The 16,639-nt window shown below is 73.9% G+C and carries 12 protein-coding genes; 4 read left to right on the plus strand and 8 right to left on the minus strand.

The features are described from left to right. Nucleotides 1-302: 302 nt before the first annotated feature. Nucleotides 303-2,846, plus strand: coding sequence for a discoidin domain-containing protein (locus ABZ261_RS17625; RefSeq protein ID WP_356860039.1), 2,544 nt, complete (start codon nt 303-305; stop codon nt 2,844-2,846). Between the two features lie 102 nt (nt 2,847-2,948). Here ABZ261_RS17625 and ABZ261_RS17630 read toward each other — a convergent pair whose 3' ends face one another. Beyond that, nucleotides 2,949-4,115 (minus strand): amidohydrolase, encoded by a 1,167-nt coding sequence (locus ABZ261_RS17630; RefSeq protein WP_356860041.1) that lies wholly within the window; start codon nt 4,113-4,115, stop codon nt 2,949-2,951. 144 nt (nt 4,116-4,259) lie between these two features. Here ABZ261_RS17630 and ABZ261_RS17635 point away from each other — a divergent pair, with 144 nt between their 5' ends. Continuing rightward, on the plus strand, nt 4,260-5,723 hold the full coding sequence (locus ABZ261_RS17635) for an ornithine decarboxylase (protein ID WP_356860043.1): 1,464 nt from the start codon (nt 4,260-4,262) through the stop codon (nt 5,721-5,723). Nucleotides 5,724-6,169: 446 nt separating this feature from the next. Here the strand turns inward: ABZ261_RS17635 and ABZ261_RS17640 are convergent, their stop codons facing one another. The 7 genes from ABZ261_RS17640 to ABZ261_RS17670 form a co-directional block, all read right to left on the minus strand. Beyond that, nucleotides 6,170-7,837 (minus strand): GAF domain-containing SpoIIE family protein phosphatase, encoded by a 1,668-nt coding sequence (locus ABZ261_RS17640; protein WP_356860045.1) that lies wholly within the window; start codon nt 7,835-7,837, stop codon nt 6,170-6,172. Continuing rightward, the gene (locus ABZ261_RS17645; protein ID WP_356860047.1) at nt 7,821-8,882 is read right to left on the minus strand and encodes an ATP-binding SpoIIE family protein phosphatase; all 1,062 of its coding nucleotides are present in this window, start codon (nt 8,880-8,882) and stop codon (nt 7,821-7,823) included. Before ABZ261_RS17645 ends, ABZ261_RS17640 begins: the two co-directional genes overlap by 17 nt. Further along, entirely contained in the window at nt 8,879-9,325 is a 447-nt protein-coding gene (locus tag ABZ261_RS17650) for an anti-sigma regulatory factor (protein ID WP_356860049.1), read from the minus strand. The genes ABZ261_RS17645 and ABZ261_RS17650 overlap by 4 nt, the downstream gene beginning before the upstream one ends. After that, nucleotides 9,325-9,705: an STAS domain-containing protein gene (locus ABZ261_RS17655; RefSeq protein WP_356860051.1), complete on the minus strand. Its 381-nt coding sequence runs from the start codon at nt 9,703-9,705 to the stop codon at nt 9,325-9,327. Before ABZ261_RS17655 ends, ABZ261_RS17650 begins: the two co-directional genes overlap by 1 nt. Next, a complete protein-coding gene (locus tag ABZ261_RS17660) occupies nt 9,702-10,595 on the minus strand; it encodes an STAS domain-containing protein (protein WP_356860053.1) in 894 nt (297 codons plus the stop codon). Before ABZ261_RS17660 ends, ABZ261_RS17655 begins: the two co-directional genes overlap by 4 nt. Before the next feature lie 667 nt (nt 10,596-11,262). Next, nucleotides 11,263-12,468, minus strand: a complete 1,206-nt coding sequence (locus ABZ261_RS17665) for an acyltransferase (RefSeq protein ID WP_356860055.1) — start codon at nt 12,466-12,468, stop codon at nt 11,263-11,265. 238 nt (nt 12,469-12,706) lie between these two features. Next, complete coding sequence (locus ABZ261_RS17670) at nt 12,707-13,609, minus strand: hypothetical protein (RefSeq protein ID WP_356860057.1); 903 nt, start codon at nt 13,607-13,609, stop codon at nt 12,707-12,709. 250 nt (nt 13,610-13,859) lie between these two features. Between ABZ261_RS17670 and ABZ261_RS17675 the strand changes: the two genes are divergently transcribed. Both ABZ261_RS17675 and katG read left to right on the plus strand, forming a co-directional pair. Further along, nucleotides 13,860-14,297 carry a Fur family transcriptional regulator gene (locus ABZ261_RS17675; protein WP_356860059.1) on the plus strand — a complete coding sequence of 146 codons (438 nt, stop codon included), beginning with the start codon at nt 13,860-13,862 and terminating at the stop codon, nt 14,295-14,297. Between the two features lie 33 nt (nt 14,298-14,330). Further along, nucleotides 14,331-16,556, plus strand: coding sequence for a catalase/peroxidase HPI (katG, locus tag ABZ261_RS17680; RefSeq protein ID WP_356860061.1), 2,226 nt, complete (start codon nt 14,331-14,333; stop codon nt 16,554-16,556). Nucleotides 16,557-16,639: the final 83 nt, after the last annotated feature.

The following is a 16,639-nucleotide window of genomic DNA, read 5'->3' on the forward strand; positions in this document are numbered from 1 at the left end:
AGTGAGCCGCACGGTGACCTGCGCGTACGGCGTCTCCCCGCGCGCCGGTGCAGGGGGCCCGGCCCGCGCGGCAGGCGCGGGGACGCACGCCGACCTGCTGCCGTCCCGTCAGGAAGCAGGCGGTGGGGGCGCGTTGCCCCGAGGGACCGCGTCGTTCCGCAGTGCCGGCGCCGCTTCGGCGTAGCAGTTGCAGTTGTTGACTCCCGAAGGCTTGTGGCCCGGTTGGTTCAGCCCTTAAATCAAAACATGAACTAAGCCGTGGGGCCGGAAGCTCGGCCCCCGAGCCGTCTGGAGCCGCCGAAATGAGACTGAGATCCCTGGGGATCGCGCTGGCCGCCACGGCAGCGCTGATCACCTTGCCCACCGCCCATCCATCGGCCGTCGCGGCCGAAGCCCCCCTGTCACAGGGGCGGACGGCCACCGCGTCGTCCGAGGAGAACTCCGCCACCGCCGCCGCCCTGGCCGTCGACGGCGACAACGGGACCCGCTGGTCCTCGGCCGCAGGCGACGACCAGTGGTACCAGGTCGACCTGGGCGGCACCGCCACCGTCACCCAGGTGGTGCTGAACTGGGAGGCCGCCTACGGCAAGGACTACAAGGTCCAGATATCCGGGGACGGGAACGCCTGGACCGACCTGAAGTCCGTCACCGGCTCCGACGGCGGCGTCGACACGCTCGACGTCTCCGGCCAGGGCCGCTACGTACGCATGCTCGGCGTGCACCGGGCCACCTCCTGGGGCTACTCGCTGTGGGAGTTCCAGGTGTTCGGCAGCGCGGCCGGCGGCAGCCAGTCCGGCTGCGGCACCGCCAACGCCGCCCAGGGCAGGCCCGCCTCCGCCTCCTCCACCGAGAACGCCGGCACCCCCGCCTCCGCCGCCTTCGACGGCAGCACCTCGACCCGCTGGTCCAGCCAGGCCGCCGACCCGCAGTGGCTCCAGGTCGACCTGGGTTCCGTCAAGGACCTGTGCAAGGTGGACCTGAACTGGGAAGCCGCCTACGGCAAGGACTTCCGGATCCAGGCCTCCACCGACGGGCAGACCTGGAACACCCTCAAGAGCGTCGCCGGCGCGACCGGCGGCACGGCCTCCTACGACATCAGCGGCTCCGGCCGGTACGTCCGCGTCTACGGCACCGCACGCGGCACCGGCTACGGCTACTCGCTGTGGGAGGTCGCGGTGCACACCGGCGACACCGGCGTCCCGCCCGTCCAGGGCGGCGGCGACCTCGGCCCGAACGTCATCGTGGTCGACCCCTCCACCCCGAACCTCCAGCAGAAGTTCGACGAGGTCTTCGCCCGCCAGGAGTCCGCCCAGTTCGGCTCCGGCCGCTACCAGTTCCTGCTCAAGCCGGGCACCTACAACGGCATCAACGCCCAGCTCGGCTTCTACACCTCCATCTCCGGTCTCGGCCTCAACCCCGACGACACGCAGATCAACGGTGACATCACCGTCGACGCGGGCTGGTTCAACGGCAACGCCACCCAGAACTTCTGGCGTTCGGCGGAGAACCTCGCCCTCAAGCCGGTCAACGGCACCGACCGGTGGGCCGTCGCCCAGGCCGCGCCCTTCCGCCGCATCCACGTCCAGGGCGGCCTCAACCTCGCCCCGAACGGCTACGGCTGGGCCTCCGGCGGCTACATCGCGGACTCGAAGATCGACGGCACCGTCGGCCCGTACTCCCAGCAGCAGTGGTACACCCGCGACAGCTCGGTCGGCGGCTGGACCAACGGCGTGTGGAACATGACGTTCTCGGGAGTCCAGGGCGCCCCGGCGACCAACTTCGACACCGGCCCGTACACCACGCTGGACACCACCCCCGTCTCCCGCGAGAAGCCGTTCCTGTACCTGGACGGCTCCGCCTACAAGGTGTTCGTCCCGGCCAAGCGCACCGCCGCCCGGGGCGTGTCCTGGCCCGCGAACGCGGGCACCTCCATCCCGCTCGACCAGTTCTACGTCGTCAAGCCCGGCGCCACGGCCGCCACCATCAACCAGGCCCTCGCCCAGGGCCTGAACCTCCTGTTCACCCCCGGCGTCTACCACCTCGACCGGACCATCGACGTCACCCGCGCGGGCACCGTCGTCCTCGGACTCGGCCTCGCCACCCTGGTCCCGGACAACGGCGTCGACGCGATGCACGTCGCCGACGTCGACGGCGTCAGGCTCGCGGGCTTCCTGATCGACGCGGGCCCCGTGAAGTCCGCCGCCCTGCTGCGGATCGGCGCCCCCGGCTCCACCGCCGACCACTCCGCCAACCCGACCAGCATGCAGGACGTGTTCATCCGCGTCGGCGGCGCCGGCCCCGGCCTCGCCACCGACTCCGTCGTGGTCAACAGCAACAACGTCATCATCGACCACACCTGGATCTGGCGCGCCGACCACGGCAGCGGCGTCGGCTGGGAGACCAACCGGGCCGACTACGGACTGCGCGTGAACGGCAACGACGTCCTGGCCACCGGCCTGTTCGTCGAACACTTCAACAAGTACGACGTCTACTGGAACGGGGAACGCGGCCGGACGATCTTCTTCCAGAACGAGAAGGCGTACGACGTCCCGAACGCCGCCGCCGTCACCCACGACGGCATCGTCGGCTACGCGGCCTACAAGGTCGCCGACTCCGTCGCCACCCACGAGGCCTGGGGACTGGGCAGCTACTGCAACTTCACGGCCGATCCGTCGATCGTCCAGGCCCACGGCTTCCAGGTGCCCGCCACCGCCGGCATCAAGATGCACGACCTGCTGGTGATCTCGCTCGGCGGCATGGGCCAGTACGCCCACGTCGTCAACAACACCGGCGCGCCCACCTCGGGGACCAGCACGGTCCCGTCCAAGGTGACGTCCTTCCCGTAGGCCGCCCGTCAGTCCCGGACGGAGCACCGCTCCGTCCGGGACGCCCGCCGTAAGGCGGGCCGACGCACCGCGACACCGCCGGCCCGCCGGGCGGCCGGGCGGTCAGGACGCCGACCGGCGCAGGCCCTCCCAGGCGCCGGTGCGCAGCTCCGCGTCGCCCAGGACGTCCGTCGCCGTGCAGGCCAGCGCCTCCACCACCGCGAGGAGCACCCGGCGGGCGCGGTCGGAGGCCGCCGCGGCGGCGAACCGCGGGGTGTGGTCGGAGCCGTCGGCGCCCATGATGGCGACGAACGGATGGATGGCGGGTACCCGGCCGCTGACGTTGCCGATGTCGGAGGACCCCAGGTAGACGCCGGGAGCAGGCGGCGTGAGGGTGATCCCGGCCCGCTCCAGATGGCCCGCGAACCGCTCGGACAGCACCGCGCTGTCCCGGAAGTGCTCGTACCGTACGCTCGCGCGTTCCACCGCGACGGACGTGCCGGTCGCCAGCGCCACCCCCTCGGCGGCGGTGCGCAGTCGCGCCGCCAGGTCGTCCAGGGCGGCGGTGGTGAGGGCCCGGAGCCCGAAACGGCCCTCGGCGTAGTCCGGGACGATGTTCGTGGCCGTACCGCCGTGCGTGACGATCCCCTGCACGTGCGAGCCCTCCGGCAGCCGCCGGCCGAGTCCCGTGAGCACGTTGAACAACTCGATCAGCGCCGCCAGCGCGTCGACGCCCTCGGTGGGGTTGCCCGTCGGATGCGCCGCCCGGCCCCGGAAGGCGACGGTGTACTGCTCCTGCGCGGTCAGCGGCGCCCGCACCCAGTCGTACACGCCGGGATGGAACATCAGCGCGGCGTCCACACCGTCGAAGACACCGGCCTCCACCTCCAGCGCCTTCCCGCCGCCGCCCTCCTCCGCGGGCGTGCCCACCGCGAGGACCGTGCCGCCGGCGCCGTCCCGTACGGCGTCCGCGACCAGGGCGGCCCCGAGACCGGCCGCCGCGATCAGGTTGTGCCCGCAAGCGTGCCCCAGACCGGGCAGGGCGTCGTACTCCAGAGGGAACGCCACCGCCGGCCGCCCCTCGCCCGAGCGGGCCGTGAAGGCCGTCGGCAGACCCGCGACCCCCCGCCGCACCTGGAAACCGGCGTCCTCCAGTTCGCCGGTGAGCAGCGCCGCCGCCCGGTGCTCGGCGAACGCGGTCTCCGGGTCGGCGTGCAGGGCCGACGCAACCGCCCACAGTGCGTCGGCCCTTCGGGCGACCTCCTCCCGGACACGGTCGTACAGCGCCACAACTCCTCCTCGCGATGGGTCCGGACGTACTCCGTGCCGGGGACGGGTTCCACCGGACGGCCCCCCGACACGGCCCCGCGGGTTTGCCGGGCGCGGCCGGTGCAACACGGTGTGTGCGGCACCGAGCACGTCTGGAGGACAGCCATGGATCACTCGCGTGTACCCGTCCTGGAGGCTCTGCAGGAGTTCCGGCGACGAGGGGACGTGGCGTATGGGCCACCCGGGCACAAGCAGGGCCGCGGAACGGACCCCCGCGTGGCCGAGATCCTCGGCATCGACGTCTTCCGCTCGGACGTGCTCAGCCTCAACGGGCTGGACGACCGCCGCCAGTCCCAGGGCGTGCTGGAACAGGCGCAGGAGCTGATGGCGGACGCGGTCGGCGCCGAGCACGCGTTCTTCTCCACCTGCGGCAGCTCCCTGTCCGTCAAGACCGCCATGCTGTCGGTCGCCGGGCCCGGCGAGAAGCTGCTGCTGTCCCGCAACGCGCACAAGTCGGTCATCGCCGCGGTCATCATCAACGGTGTGGAACCGGTCTGGGTGCACCCGAAGTTCGACGCCGAACGGCACCTGGCCCATCCGCCCGAGCCCGACGACGTGCGCAAGGCGCTGCGCGAACACCCGGACGCCAAGGGCATGCTGCTCATCACGCCCACCGACTGGGGCACCTGCGCCGACGTCCGGGGCGTGGCGGACGCCTGCCACGCCTTCGACGTGCCGCTCATCGTGGACGAGGCGTGGGGCGCCCACCTGCCCTTCCACCCGGACCTGCCCGTCTGGGGCATGGACGCGGACGCCGACCTCGTCGTCACCAGCGTCCACAAGATGGGCGGCGCCGTCGAACAGAGCTCGGTCTTCCACCTCCAGCACGACCGGGTCTCGCCCGACGTGCTCAAGCAGCGCGAGGACCTGCTCGGCACCACCAGTGCGTCCAGCCTGGTGTACGCCTCCCTCGACGGCTGGCGGCGGCAGATGGTCGAACAGGGCCGCGACCTGCTCGACACGGCACTGCACCGCGCCGAACGCATCCGCGCGCAGCTGCGCGAGCTGCCCGGGCTGCGGGTGATGGGCGGCGAGATCGTCGAGGCGGGCCTGGCCGCCGAGTTCGACCCCATGAAAATCGTCATCGACGTGCGGGAACTCGGCATCAGCGGCATGCAGGCGTCCGAGTGGCTGCGCACCAACTGCCACATCGACGTGGGCGGTTCGGACACCTGCCGGATCAGCGCCTCCATCACCTGCGCCGACGACGACGAGACCGAGAAGCTCCTCGTGGAGTCCGTGCGCTCGCTGGTCGAGCACGCCGACTCCATCGAGCGGCAGCCCTACGTGCGTCTGCCCGAGCCCGGCACCCTCGAACTGGAGCAGGCTCTCCTGCCCCGTGACGCGTTCTTCGGCCCCGCCGAGCAGGTGCCCGCGGAGCGGGCCGTGGGCCGGATCGCCGCCGAGATGATCTGCCCGTACCCGCCGGGCGTGCCGGTCGTCGCGCCCGGCGAGGTGATCACCGCGGAGGTCCTGGACCACCTGCGCAGCGGGGTCGCCCACGGCTTCCTCATCGCGGGCGCGGCGGACCCCTCCCTGGAGATGCTGCGGGTCGTGGCGCGCCCCTGACCCGGCCGCCCCGCGCATCGGCGCCCGCGCCCACGGCACCGGCACCGCCGCGTCCGGCCCGAGCCGACCTGCGCGGGCCGCCGGCAGCGCCTAGGGTGGCGAGTGCGGGCGGCCGGCGCGGCCCGCCGCGGGTACGCGACCGGCCCTCCTGACGAGCGCCGTCTCGGCAGGAGGACACGCGCCCGCCGACGGTCCCCGGGTCCGGGCCAGCGCGTCCGGCGGGCCCACTGTCCCGGCAACGCGACATGGAGGCGGTCCGACTTCACCCCGACCGGAAGTCCCCGTGGCTCCCGGTTCCGGACGCTCCGGCCCGGGGACCCCGGCACGCACGCGCACGGCCGGGCCGCCCGGCAGCCGTCCCGGCCGTCCCGCCCCCCGCGGCGACCGCCCCGCGCCGGGCACCGGACGCGGCGACCGCCTCCGGACCGGGCACCGGACGCGACCGGTCACCGAGGGCCGGTGCGGCACAGCAGCAGGCAGATGTCGTCGTCGTGCTCGGAGTCGTGCAGCATCGGCTTCAGCAGCGAGTCGGCCGCCGTGTCCAGGTCCTCCAGGTCCGCCGCGCCGAGAGCCCCCATCGCCTGCGCGAGCCGGTCGATGCCCGCGTCGATCCCCGCCGACCGTCGCTCCACCAGCCCGTCCGTGTACAGCGCGAGGGTGGAGCCCACCGGCAGCTCGACGGTGTGCTCCTCGTACTCGTACGGCACCGGGACCCCCAGCATGATGCCCGGCTTCGCGTCCAGCACCCGCACCTCGCCGAGCGGCCCGCGCGCGACGGCCGGCGGATGCCCGGCCCCCGCCCACACCACCCCGGCCTCGCCGGGTGTGAACCGGGCGATCGCACAGGTCGCGTACAGCTCCGGCAACTGGTGGCGGAGCATCCGGTGCAGCAGCGTCAGGATCCGCGCCGGCCCGTTGCCCTCGACGGCGTAGGCGCGCAGGGCGGTGCGCAACTGGCCCATGATGACCGCCGCGCGCAGCCCGTGCCCCGTGACGTCCCCTATCACCGCCAGCACACTGCCGTCGGGCTGCGGGAAGGCGTCGTACCAGTCGCCGCCGATGTTCAGGCCGTGCGTCGCCGGGAGGTAGCGCGCGGCCAGGTCGAGCCCCGGTGTGGCGGGCAGCTCGGTGAGCTGGGCCCGCTGGAGCGCCTCGGCGACCTCCCGGTGCTGCTCGTACCGGCGCGCGTTGTCCAGGGCGATACCCGCCCGCCGGGCCAGTTCCAGCAGCATCACCGTGGTGTCCGGGTCGAAGCGGTCCCCCGGCGCGGCCAGCGTCAGCACGCCCTGCACGGTGCGCGCGCCGAGCGGCAGGCACAGCAGCGGCCGGTCCGGGGACAGCGCCGAGGCCGGCAGGTCGTCCACGCCCGGCAGCTCACCGGGGCGCGGGCCCGCGTACTGGGGGCGGCCGGTGCGGGCGGCCGCCACCGTGGCCGCCGCCCGCGTGCCCGGCGGGGTCCGCTCGTCGTCCATCAGCCAGACGTCCACGTGCCCGGCGTACTCCGGCACCAGCAGTTCGGGCAGCCGGCGCAGGATGTCCTCGTGGTCCAGGGAGGCGTGGAGGACCGCGCTCGCGTTGGCCAGGAAGGTCAGCAGCCGGCGCGCCTTCTCCGCCTCCGCGCGCGCCGCCCGCTCCGCCTCCAGCAGCTCGCGCTGCGCCAGCGCCGCGGCCTCCAGCTCGGCGTGCAGCGCCAGCACGCCCTGGTTGGTCTGGTGCAGCTCCTCCCGGTGGAACCGGACCAGCTCCTCCGTCTCGTCCAGGGCGGCCAGCAGGGCGGCGGCGTCCTCGTCGGCGTCCAGCAGCGCCTCGGCGAGCCCCGGTTCGTCCAGGGCGGGCAGCGGCCCCGCGACGGGGGAGGGGCAGGCCAGGGAGTGCTGCCAGGGCTCCGGACCGCCCAGGGCGACCCGCAGTTCGCCGTCCGCGCCGGCGGTCACGGTCAGCGCCGTGCCGCCCGCGCCGAGGCTCCCGCGCAGCCGGGCGGCGAGCGCGGTCAGGAAACGGGCGCGGTCGAGCGCGCTCACGCCGGCGGCCGCGGTGAGCCGCGCCAGCACGGCGCGGGCGCGGGCCGCGTCGGCGGCGGAGGCGATGGTCCAGGTCTCAGAGGCGGCTGTCATCGGCGCTGGTCCGGCGGTCGGGGGCCAGTACGGCCACGCTGGTGTCGTCGCGTACGGGGCGGGCGGGGCTGCCTGCGTCGCGCAGGATCGCCGCGGCCACCACCGACGGGTCGTGGGCGAGCAGCCGGAGGTCCTCCGGCGGCGTCCAGCGGCTGGGCAGTCCGTCACTGTGCACAACGAGCAGACTGTCCCGGCGCCACGGCACCCGGCGCAAGGGGACGTGCGCCGGGAAGTAGGCCCCGACGATCCCCGGATGGGACACGAGGGACGTCCAGCCGTCCCCGGTGCGCACCCGGGCCCCGACGTTGCCGACGCCGGCGAAGCTCAGCTCCGCACGCTCGGAGTCCACCTGGGCCACCATGACCGCGGCGCCCCGGGTCCGCCGCAGCACGGTGTGCAGCCGGCGCAGGATGTCCACCGGCGGCAGGTGCGCGGTGCGGCGCAGCTCCGCCACCGCCGTGGCGGACGCGTGCGCCGCCTTCGGGCCGTGCCCGAGACCGTCGGCGAGCAGCAGGGTCAGCAGGCCGTCGGAGCGCACACAGCCCCAGGCGTCACCGCACTGCTCGGCCTGCCCGAGCGAGACGGTGATCCCGCCCACGGGCAGCCGCGTCTGCGGGGCTCCCCGCCCGCCGGGCTCCGGATCGATCCGGGCCGCCGCCACCGTCCCCCGGCCCGGCAGGCTGTGCAGATCGAAGGCGTTCGCGCTGCGCAGGCAACTGCCCAGACCCGCGCCGAGCGAGCCGTCGGCGGTGGAGTGGCCGTCGCGCAGCGCGGCGGCCACGTCGGCGATGCCCGGCCCGTGGTCGAGCGAGAACACCTGCACGGAGGTGCGCGCGGCGTCGTCCGGCGGTGCCACGAGGTTCACCACCATGCGGCCCCCGCCCGCGTGTTTCAGCAGGTTGGTGGCCAGCTCGGTGGCGACCAGCTCGGCGTCCGCCGTGCGCTGCGGGACGAATCCCGCCTCCACGCACGCCTCTCGGGCCGCCATCCGGGCGTCCCGGACCCGCGTGGAGTCGTGCACCGGGATCTCCCAGACCCGGCTCATTCCACCCCCGCACGTGACGCGGGCACCGGGGTCACCCAGGCGACGGCCGTGACGGTCGTGCCCCGGCCGGGCCGGGTGTCCACGCTGAACTCCTGCACCAGCCGCTTCGCTCCGCTCAGCCCCAGCCCGAGGCCCCCGCCGGAGGTGTACCCGTCGGTCATGGCCAGTTCCAGGTCGCGGATGCCGGGACCGCTGTCGATGAAGCGCATCCGCAGCCCGCGGCGGCGGCCGTTGTCCAGCGGCGAGATCTCCACCCGTCCGCCGCCGCCGTGCACCAGTGTGTTACGGGCCAGCTCGCTGGCGGCCGTGACCAGTTTGGTCTGCTGCACCAGGCCGAAGCCGAGCTGCGCCGCGCACTGCCGCACCTGCTGCCGGACCCAGGCGAGATCCGCGTCCGAGCCGATGGGCAGGCTCGTCGCGGACGCCTGGCCGGACGCCTGCATCAGCTCCCCCTCTGGGACAGCAGTTCCATGGCGCGGTCGACGTCCAGGGCGGTGACCAGGCCGGGCAGCGTGAGCCCCAGCTCCACCAGGGTGATCGCCACCGCGGGCCGCATCCCGGCCAGGACGGTACGGGCCGCCAGCAGCCGGGCCGTGGAGGCGATCTCCGCGAGCACCCGGCCGAGGAACGAGTCCACCATGTCCACACCGGAGATGTCGATCACCACACCGGTCACCCGGCTGGTGGCGATGCGGCTGGTGATGTCGTGCTGCAGCTGCTCGGCCAGGCCGTCGTGCAGCTCGCCCTGCAGGGAGACGAGCAGGACGTCGCCCAGGGCGAGCACCGGCACCTGGGCGGGCTGACCGGGAGTGGACTGGTTCACCGGGCACTCGCACCCGCGTCCGCACGGGACACCTCGATGCCCTGCTTGCCCAGGGCGTAGGCCAGCGCGTCGGACAGCGAGGCGCGGGTGAGCACCGAGCCCAGGTCGATGCCGAGCTGCACGATGGTCTGCGCGATGGCCGGGCGGATCCCGGAGACGATGCACTCGGCGCCCATCAGCCGGGCGGCGGCCACCGTCTTCATCAGGTGCTGCGCGACGAGCGAGTCCACCGTCGGCACCCCGGTGATGTCCAGGATGGCGTACCGGGCGCGCTGGTCGACGATGGCCTCCAGCAGCGACTCCATCACGACCTGGCTGCGCGCGCTGTCCAGGGTTCCGATCAGCGGTACGGCGACCGTGCCCTCCCACAGCTTGATGACCGGGGTGGCCACCTCGAGCAGCTGCTGCCGCTGCCGTTCGATCAGCTCCGCGTTCGCGTCCAGCGCCGTCTCCATCACCACCAGGCGCAGCGTGCCCATCAGCAGGGTGAGCACCAGCACGCACTCCTGGGCCAGGGCGGCGGACGGGTCGTCGAACTCCTCGCGCAGCAGGTCGGTCACGGGTGCGCGCAGTGCCGCCACCTCGTCGGCGATCTGCGCCGGGGTGTACCCGGTGCGGGCACGGGTCGCGGACATGCGGCCCAGCTGGTCGCGCACGGTGTCGAAACCGGGGGCCCCGACGTCCTCCAGCCGCCCGGTGACGGCCACTTCGGACAGCGCGTCCACCACGGCCTTGCACGCCTCGACCGCCTCGTCGCGGGAGACGGTGAAGACCGTGCGGAACATGGGGGCGTCGGCCCATCTCTGGGCGATCTGCTCGCGGCGCTGTTCCAGGAAGGAACTCACCACCTGCGCCGCCGATTCGGCCGCGTCCTGCTCCGGCACTCTCATCCTCTCCTCTCACACGACCAGGTGCCGCCGCGGTCGGCCGGCTGCCCGGAGCCGATCAATGCCGACCGCCCACCGTAGCCCCCGGCCTCCGGCCTGGCCAAACCCTTGTCCCACGTCACCCCCTGTCCGCCGAGCCCACCGGCGGACAGGGGGTGTGGGCGTACCCGCCGGCGGGTATCCGGCCGGTGCGGCTCCCCGCCCGGGCGCCGGGGACCGCGCAGGGAGCGCGACCGGTCCCGTCCGGTTCCGGCGGAGACGGCTGCCGGCTTCCGGGCAGGGGCGGTGGAGGCGGTGGACGGGCCGGCTGCCGGCCGCCGGTTCACCGCGGTCTGTCTCCCGCGCACGTCGACACGGCTCCTTCGGTGTGTACGAGCAGGACCGGCCCGCCGGTGTGCGCCGCCGGGCCGGTGTCGGTGAGCCGCCTACCCCGAAACCCGTCGGGCTCTCCCGGCTGTTGCGGACATCACTCGCGCGCGCGATCCACGGCGCCCCGCCGGACCGGTCCGGCACGGGACGAACCGGGTGATCCGGGGGAACACCGGCGCAGGCGCCCAGGAGGGGAGCCGCACGGCTCGGTGACGCCCTCGTGCTCTCGTGCCCCCTTGCCCCCTTGCCCTGTGCTTCCGTGCGTCGCGCGGACGGCGCCGTGTGCGGGGGCGGGGCGCTGTCAGTCCCGGACCGGCGCCGGGACCTCCCGGCGGGCGGGGACCCCCTCCGACTGCGGCGCCGGGACCGGCTGCGGCCGCGCGGCCGGCCGGCGGGAGCGGGAGCGCAGCAGCAGGCGTCGGGCCGGGCGCTCCACCCCCTCGTACAGCGCCCAGGACAGGGCGAGCGACACGGTGAACACGGCGGCCGTGACGGCGAGCCCCGCGACGGCCCCGTAGTGCGGTCGGGCGCCCAGCAGGGGCGCGGCGGCGCGCAGCACCAGCAGGTGGATCATGTAGAAGGCGAACGACAGCTCCCCGAGCCGCACCGTCCGCCGGTGCCGCCACAGGGAGGGCAGCCCGCGCAGATCCGCGACGGCCGCCGCGGGGATGAGCAGGGCGAACCCGGCGATGGTGCAGACGGTCGCGGAGTAGCCGGGCGTGACCTGCGGCACGAGGAAGTAACCGATGATCGCCAAGGCGAGCGAGGCCTCCAGGCCGGGCCCGCGCCAGCGGCCGAGCAGCACCAGCCGCGCGGCGATCGCGCCGAGTACGAATTCGGGCAGCCGCGCGGCCGGGAACGAGTAGATCGACCGGGTCCACCAGTGGTGCGCGTCGGCCCAGGCGAGCACCACGACCGCCGCCACCGCCAGTCCGCCGAGCGCGGTCGAGCCGCGGACGCCGAGCCGGCGCAGCACCAGGAACAGCAGCGGGAAGGCGGCGTAGAAGAACGCCTCGCAGGCGAGGGACCAGCTGACGGGGTTCAGCGTCTGCCACCACGGGCGCCACCAGGAGTGCAGCAGCAGCGCGTTCGCCAGCGCCTGCTTCACCGTGGGCCGGCCCTGGTGCGTCAGCGTGCACGCCATGACGAACGCCACGGCGAGCGTGACCAGGTGCACCGGGTAGATCCGCGCCGCGCGCCGCCGCCAGAAGGCGAGGACGCGGTCGCGGGGCCGCGCCGACCAGGTCAGCACGAATCCGGAGAGCACGAAGAAGAACGACACCCCGGTGGCGCCGGAGCCGAACCCCCACGACATCAGGCGGCCACCGGTGCCGCCGAAGTAGCCGAAGTTGTGCACGTGCAGGCCGAAGACCAGCAGCGCCGCCGCCCAGCGCAGTCCGGTCAGCGACGGCAGGGACGGCACGGCGCCGGGCGGAGAGAGCCTGGCGGTCGCCGCGTCGCCTCTCGCGGGCGGAGTCCGGAGCGCGCGGGTCGTCGCCGTGGTCATGGCATCACCTGCCGCAGGAGGTACGCGTGGGGCATGAAGGGGTACGTTGCCCGTCCGCCCCCGGTCCCTCACACCGCGGCGGCAACTTCACACGGCTGCCGAACGACCGACCACCGCGCATGCCACGGACGGCGGGACCGCCTGCCCCCGAACAGGTGAGGACGCCACCGGCTGCCGCGGCGTCAGGCGCGCTGCGGGGCGGCGCGTCAGCCGGTCAAGTGCGCTGCGGGGCGGCACGTCAGCCGGAGGTCAGCCGCCGGAGCTGAGCCGCGGCCTCGGCCGCGCGGCGCCGGGCCTCGCGCGCCTCCCGGTCGGCCCGTCGGGCCCTTTGCCGGGCCGCCTGCTCGTCGGCCCGGGCCTGCCGCTGGTCGTCCTGGACGCGGCGCAGCTCCTCGCGCAGCTCACCGGCGCGCCGCTCCAGCCGGGCCGGCCTGGAGCCGGCCTCCTCCGCCTCCCGCTGTGCGGCCTGCGCCTCCTTCTCCCGGACGCGCAGCTCCCGCTCGGCGTCCCGGGCCTGCCTGCGGGCCTCGGCGAGGAGCCGGCGCCGCTCCGCGTCCCCGGCACGGTCCGTGCGGCTGGGGGGTCGCTCGTCGCGAGCCCGTTCCGGCGCGGCCGCCGGCGTGGCCGCCGTCGTGGCGGGCCGGTGTCCGAGCGCGGTCTCGTCGGACGCCGGGAAGCCGACCGCCGGGGCGAGCGGCCTCACCAGGCGGCCCGCCGCCCACTCGCGCGCGGCGTCCGGGTCGGCGAGCACGGCGTGCAGGGTCCCCTCGACCTCGCGCCGGACGCCCTCGCCCACCGGGTGCCCGGCCTGCGCGGCCAGCTGCCCGGCCCGGCGGCCCAGCGCGCCGATCACCTCGTTCTGCCGGCGGGCCAGCGTCCTCAGGCCCGGCCCGTTCAGCTCGCGGTGCGCGCGGCGCAGCTGCTCGCCGAGTGCCAGCAGCGACTGGACCTCCTCCGGCAGGCGGTGCACCAGCAGATTGCTGACCCAGGCGGCCAGACTCGGCCGCCGCAGCGCGCCGATCCGCCGGGCGAGGTCCTTGTCGCCGCAGGTGCGGGCCTCCAGGGCGTACCGGGCGCGGGCGGCCACGAACTCCTCCGGCCGCAGCGCGTACAGCTCGTCGGCGACGGCGTCCAGCTCCACCGGGGTCCCTCTCGACTGGCCTCGCGATGACGGAGGCCGGGTTCACCACTTTATAGAGGGTGTGTGCCTTTTGTGGGCATTCGCTCTCACCCGGCCGGACCTGGACGCCCCGACGACCCGACGCCCCGACGACTGGACGACCGGACGACCGGACGACGACAGACTCGGCGGCTCGGCGGCTCGGCGTGGGTCCTTGAATTGCATCGTTCGTTTCCTTGAACCCCTCGTGTTTGTCACGTAGGTTCGGCGCGTGACCGCCTCCCCGAGTCCGACCACCGCCGAGGAGCTCCGCGGTGCCGGTCTGCGCGTGACGGCAGCCCGGGTCGCGCTGCTGGAGACCGTCCGGGACGGCGACCACCTGGGCGTCGAGGCGATCGCCGCCGAAGTGCGCGATCGCGTGGGCCACATCTCCCTGCAAGCCGTCTACGAGGCGCTGCACGCGCTGACCGCGGCGGGTCTCGTGCGCCGGATCGAGCCGGCCGGCCATCCGGCCCGGTTCGAGGGACGTGTGGGCGACAACCACCACCACCTCGTGTGCCGTTCGTGCGGTGTCGTCGCCGACGTCGACTGCGCCGTCGGCGACGCGCCCTGCCTGACCGCATTCGACGACCGCGGCTTCGCCGTCGACGAGGCGGAGATCGTGTACTGGGGCACCTGCCCCGCCTGTTCCACCGGCCGCAGTTCCTGAGCACCACGTTCCGCACCGTTCGGAAGGATTGCCATGACTGAGAACCACGACGCGATCGTCACAGACGCGAAGGCGGAGGAAGCGACCGGCGGCTGCCCCGTCGCCCATGACCGTGCCCTGCACCCGACCCAGGGCGGCGGCAACCGCCAGTGGTGGCCGGAACGGCTCAACCTGAAGATCCTCGCCAAGAACCCGGCCGTGGCGAACCCGCTCGGCGAGGACTTCGACTACGCCGAGGCCTTCAAGAGCCTGGACCTTCCGGCGGTGAAACGGGACATCGAGGAGGTGCTGACCACCTCCCAGGACTGGTGGCCGGCCGACTTCGGCCACTACGGCCCGTTCATGGTCCGCATGGCCTGGCACAGCGCGGGCACCTACCGCATCAGCGACGGCCGCGGCGGCGCCGGGGCCGGCCAGCAGCGCTTCGCCCCGCTCAACAGCTGGCCCGACAACGCCAACCTGGACAAGGCCCGCCGTCTGCTGTGGCCGGTGAAGAAGAAGTACGGGCAGAGGCTCTCCTGGGCCGACCTGATGATCCTCGCCGGCAACGTGGCCCTGGAGTCGATGGGCTTGCAGACGTTCGGGTTCGGCGGCGGCCGCGAGGACGTGTGGGAGCCGGAGGAGGACGTCTACTGGGGTCCCGAGACCACCTGGCTCGACGACAAGCGCTACAGCGGCGACCGCGAGCTGGAGAACCCGCTCGGCGCCGTCCAGATGGGCCTCATCTACGTCAACCCGGAGGGCCCCAACGGCAACCCGGACCCGCTGGCCGCCGCCCGTGACATCCGGGAGACGTTCCGCCGCATGGCGATGAACGACGAGGAGACCGTCGCCCTGATCGCCGGCGGCCACACCTTCGGCAAGACCCACGGAGCGGGCCCCGCCGACCACGTCGGCCCCGACCCCGAGGCCGCCTCGCTGGAGGAGCAGGGCCTCGGCTGGAGAAGCACCTACGGCACCGGCAAGGGCGCCGACACCATCACCTCCGGCCTTGAGGTCACCTGGACCTCGACCCCGACCCGGTGGAGCGACGGGTTCTTCAAGAACCTCTTCGCGTACGAGTACGAGCTCACCCGGAGCCCGGCCGGCGCCCACCAGTGGGTGGCGAAGGACGCCCCGGAGATCATCCCCGACGCGCACGACCCGTCGAAGAAGCACCGCCCGACGATGCTCACCACCGACCTGGCGCTGCGCTTCGACCCGGTGTACGAGCAGATCTCCCGCCGCTTCCTGGAGAACCCGCAGGAGTTCGCGGACGCCTTCGCCCGCGCCTGGTACAAGCTCACCCACCGCGACATGGGCCCGAAGTCGCTGTACCTCGGCCCGGAGGTCCCGGAGGAGACCCTGCTGTGGCAGGACCCGCTGCCGGAGCGCGACGGCGAGCTGATCGACGACGCCGACGTCGCGGCCCTGAAGACGAAGCTGCTCGACTCGGGCCTGTCCGTGTCCCAGCTCGTCACCACCGCCTGGGCGTCCGCGTCGACGTTCCGCGGCAGCGACAAGCGCGGCGGCGCCAACGGCGCCCGCATCCGCCTCGCCCCGCAGCGCGGCTGGGAGGTCAACGAGCCCGACGAGCTGGCCCAGGTGCTGCGCACCCTCGAAAGGATCCAGCAGGAGTTCAACGCCGCCTCCGCCCCCCGCAAGGTCTCCCTCGCCGACCTCATCGTCCTCGGGGGCGTCGCCGCGGTGGAGAAGGCCGCCAAGGAGGGCGGCTTCCAGGTGGAGGTGCCCTTCACCCCGGGCCGCGTGGACGCGACCGAGGAGCACACCGACGCGGAGTCCTTCGAGGCGCTGGAGCCGACCGCGGACGGCTTCCGCAACTACCTCGGCAAGGGCAACCGTCTGCCGGGCGAGTACCTGCTGCTCGACAAGGCGAACCTGCTCACCCTGAGCGCCCCGGAGATGACCGTGCTCGTCGGCGGTCTGCGCGTCCTCGGCGCCAACCACGGGCGGTCGCAGCTCGGCGTCCTCACCAGGACGCCCGGTGTCCTCACCAACGACTTCTTCGTCAACCTGCTGGACCTGGGGACGACGTGGAAGGCGACCTCGGAGGACGGGACCACGTTCGAGGGCCGTGACGCGAGCACGGGCGAGGTGAAGTGGGCCGGCAGCCGGGCCGACCTCGTCTTCGGCTCCAACTCCGAACTGCGCGCGCTCGCCGAGGTGTACGCGGCCGACGACGCGAAGGAGAAGTTCGTGCGGGACTTCGTCGCCGCGTGGGACAAGGTCATGAACCTGGACCGGTTCGACCTGGTCTGAGGCGCCGACCGGGCCGTCCGCGTCCGCCCCGCCGAGCGGGCACGGACGGCCCCCTCCTGCCCCGGCCGCCGGGCCGCCGTCCG

The organism is Streptomyces sp. NPDC006193 (assembly GCF_040613915.1).
Lineage (GTDB): Bacteria > Actinomycetota > Actinomycetes > Streptomycetales > Streptomycetaceae > Streptomyces.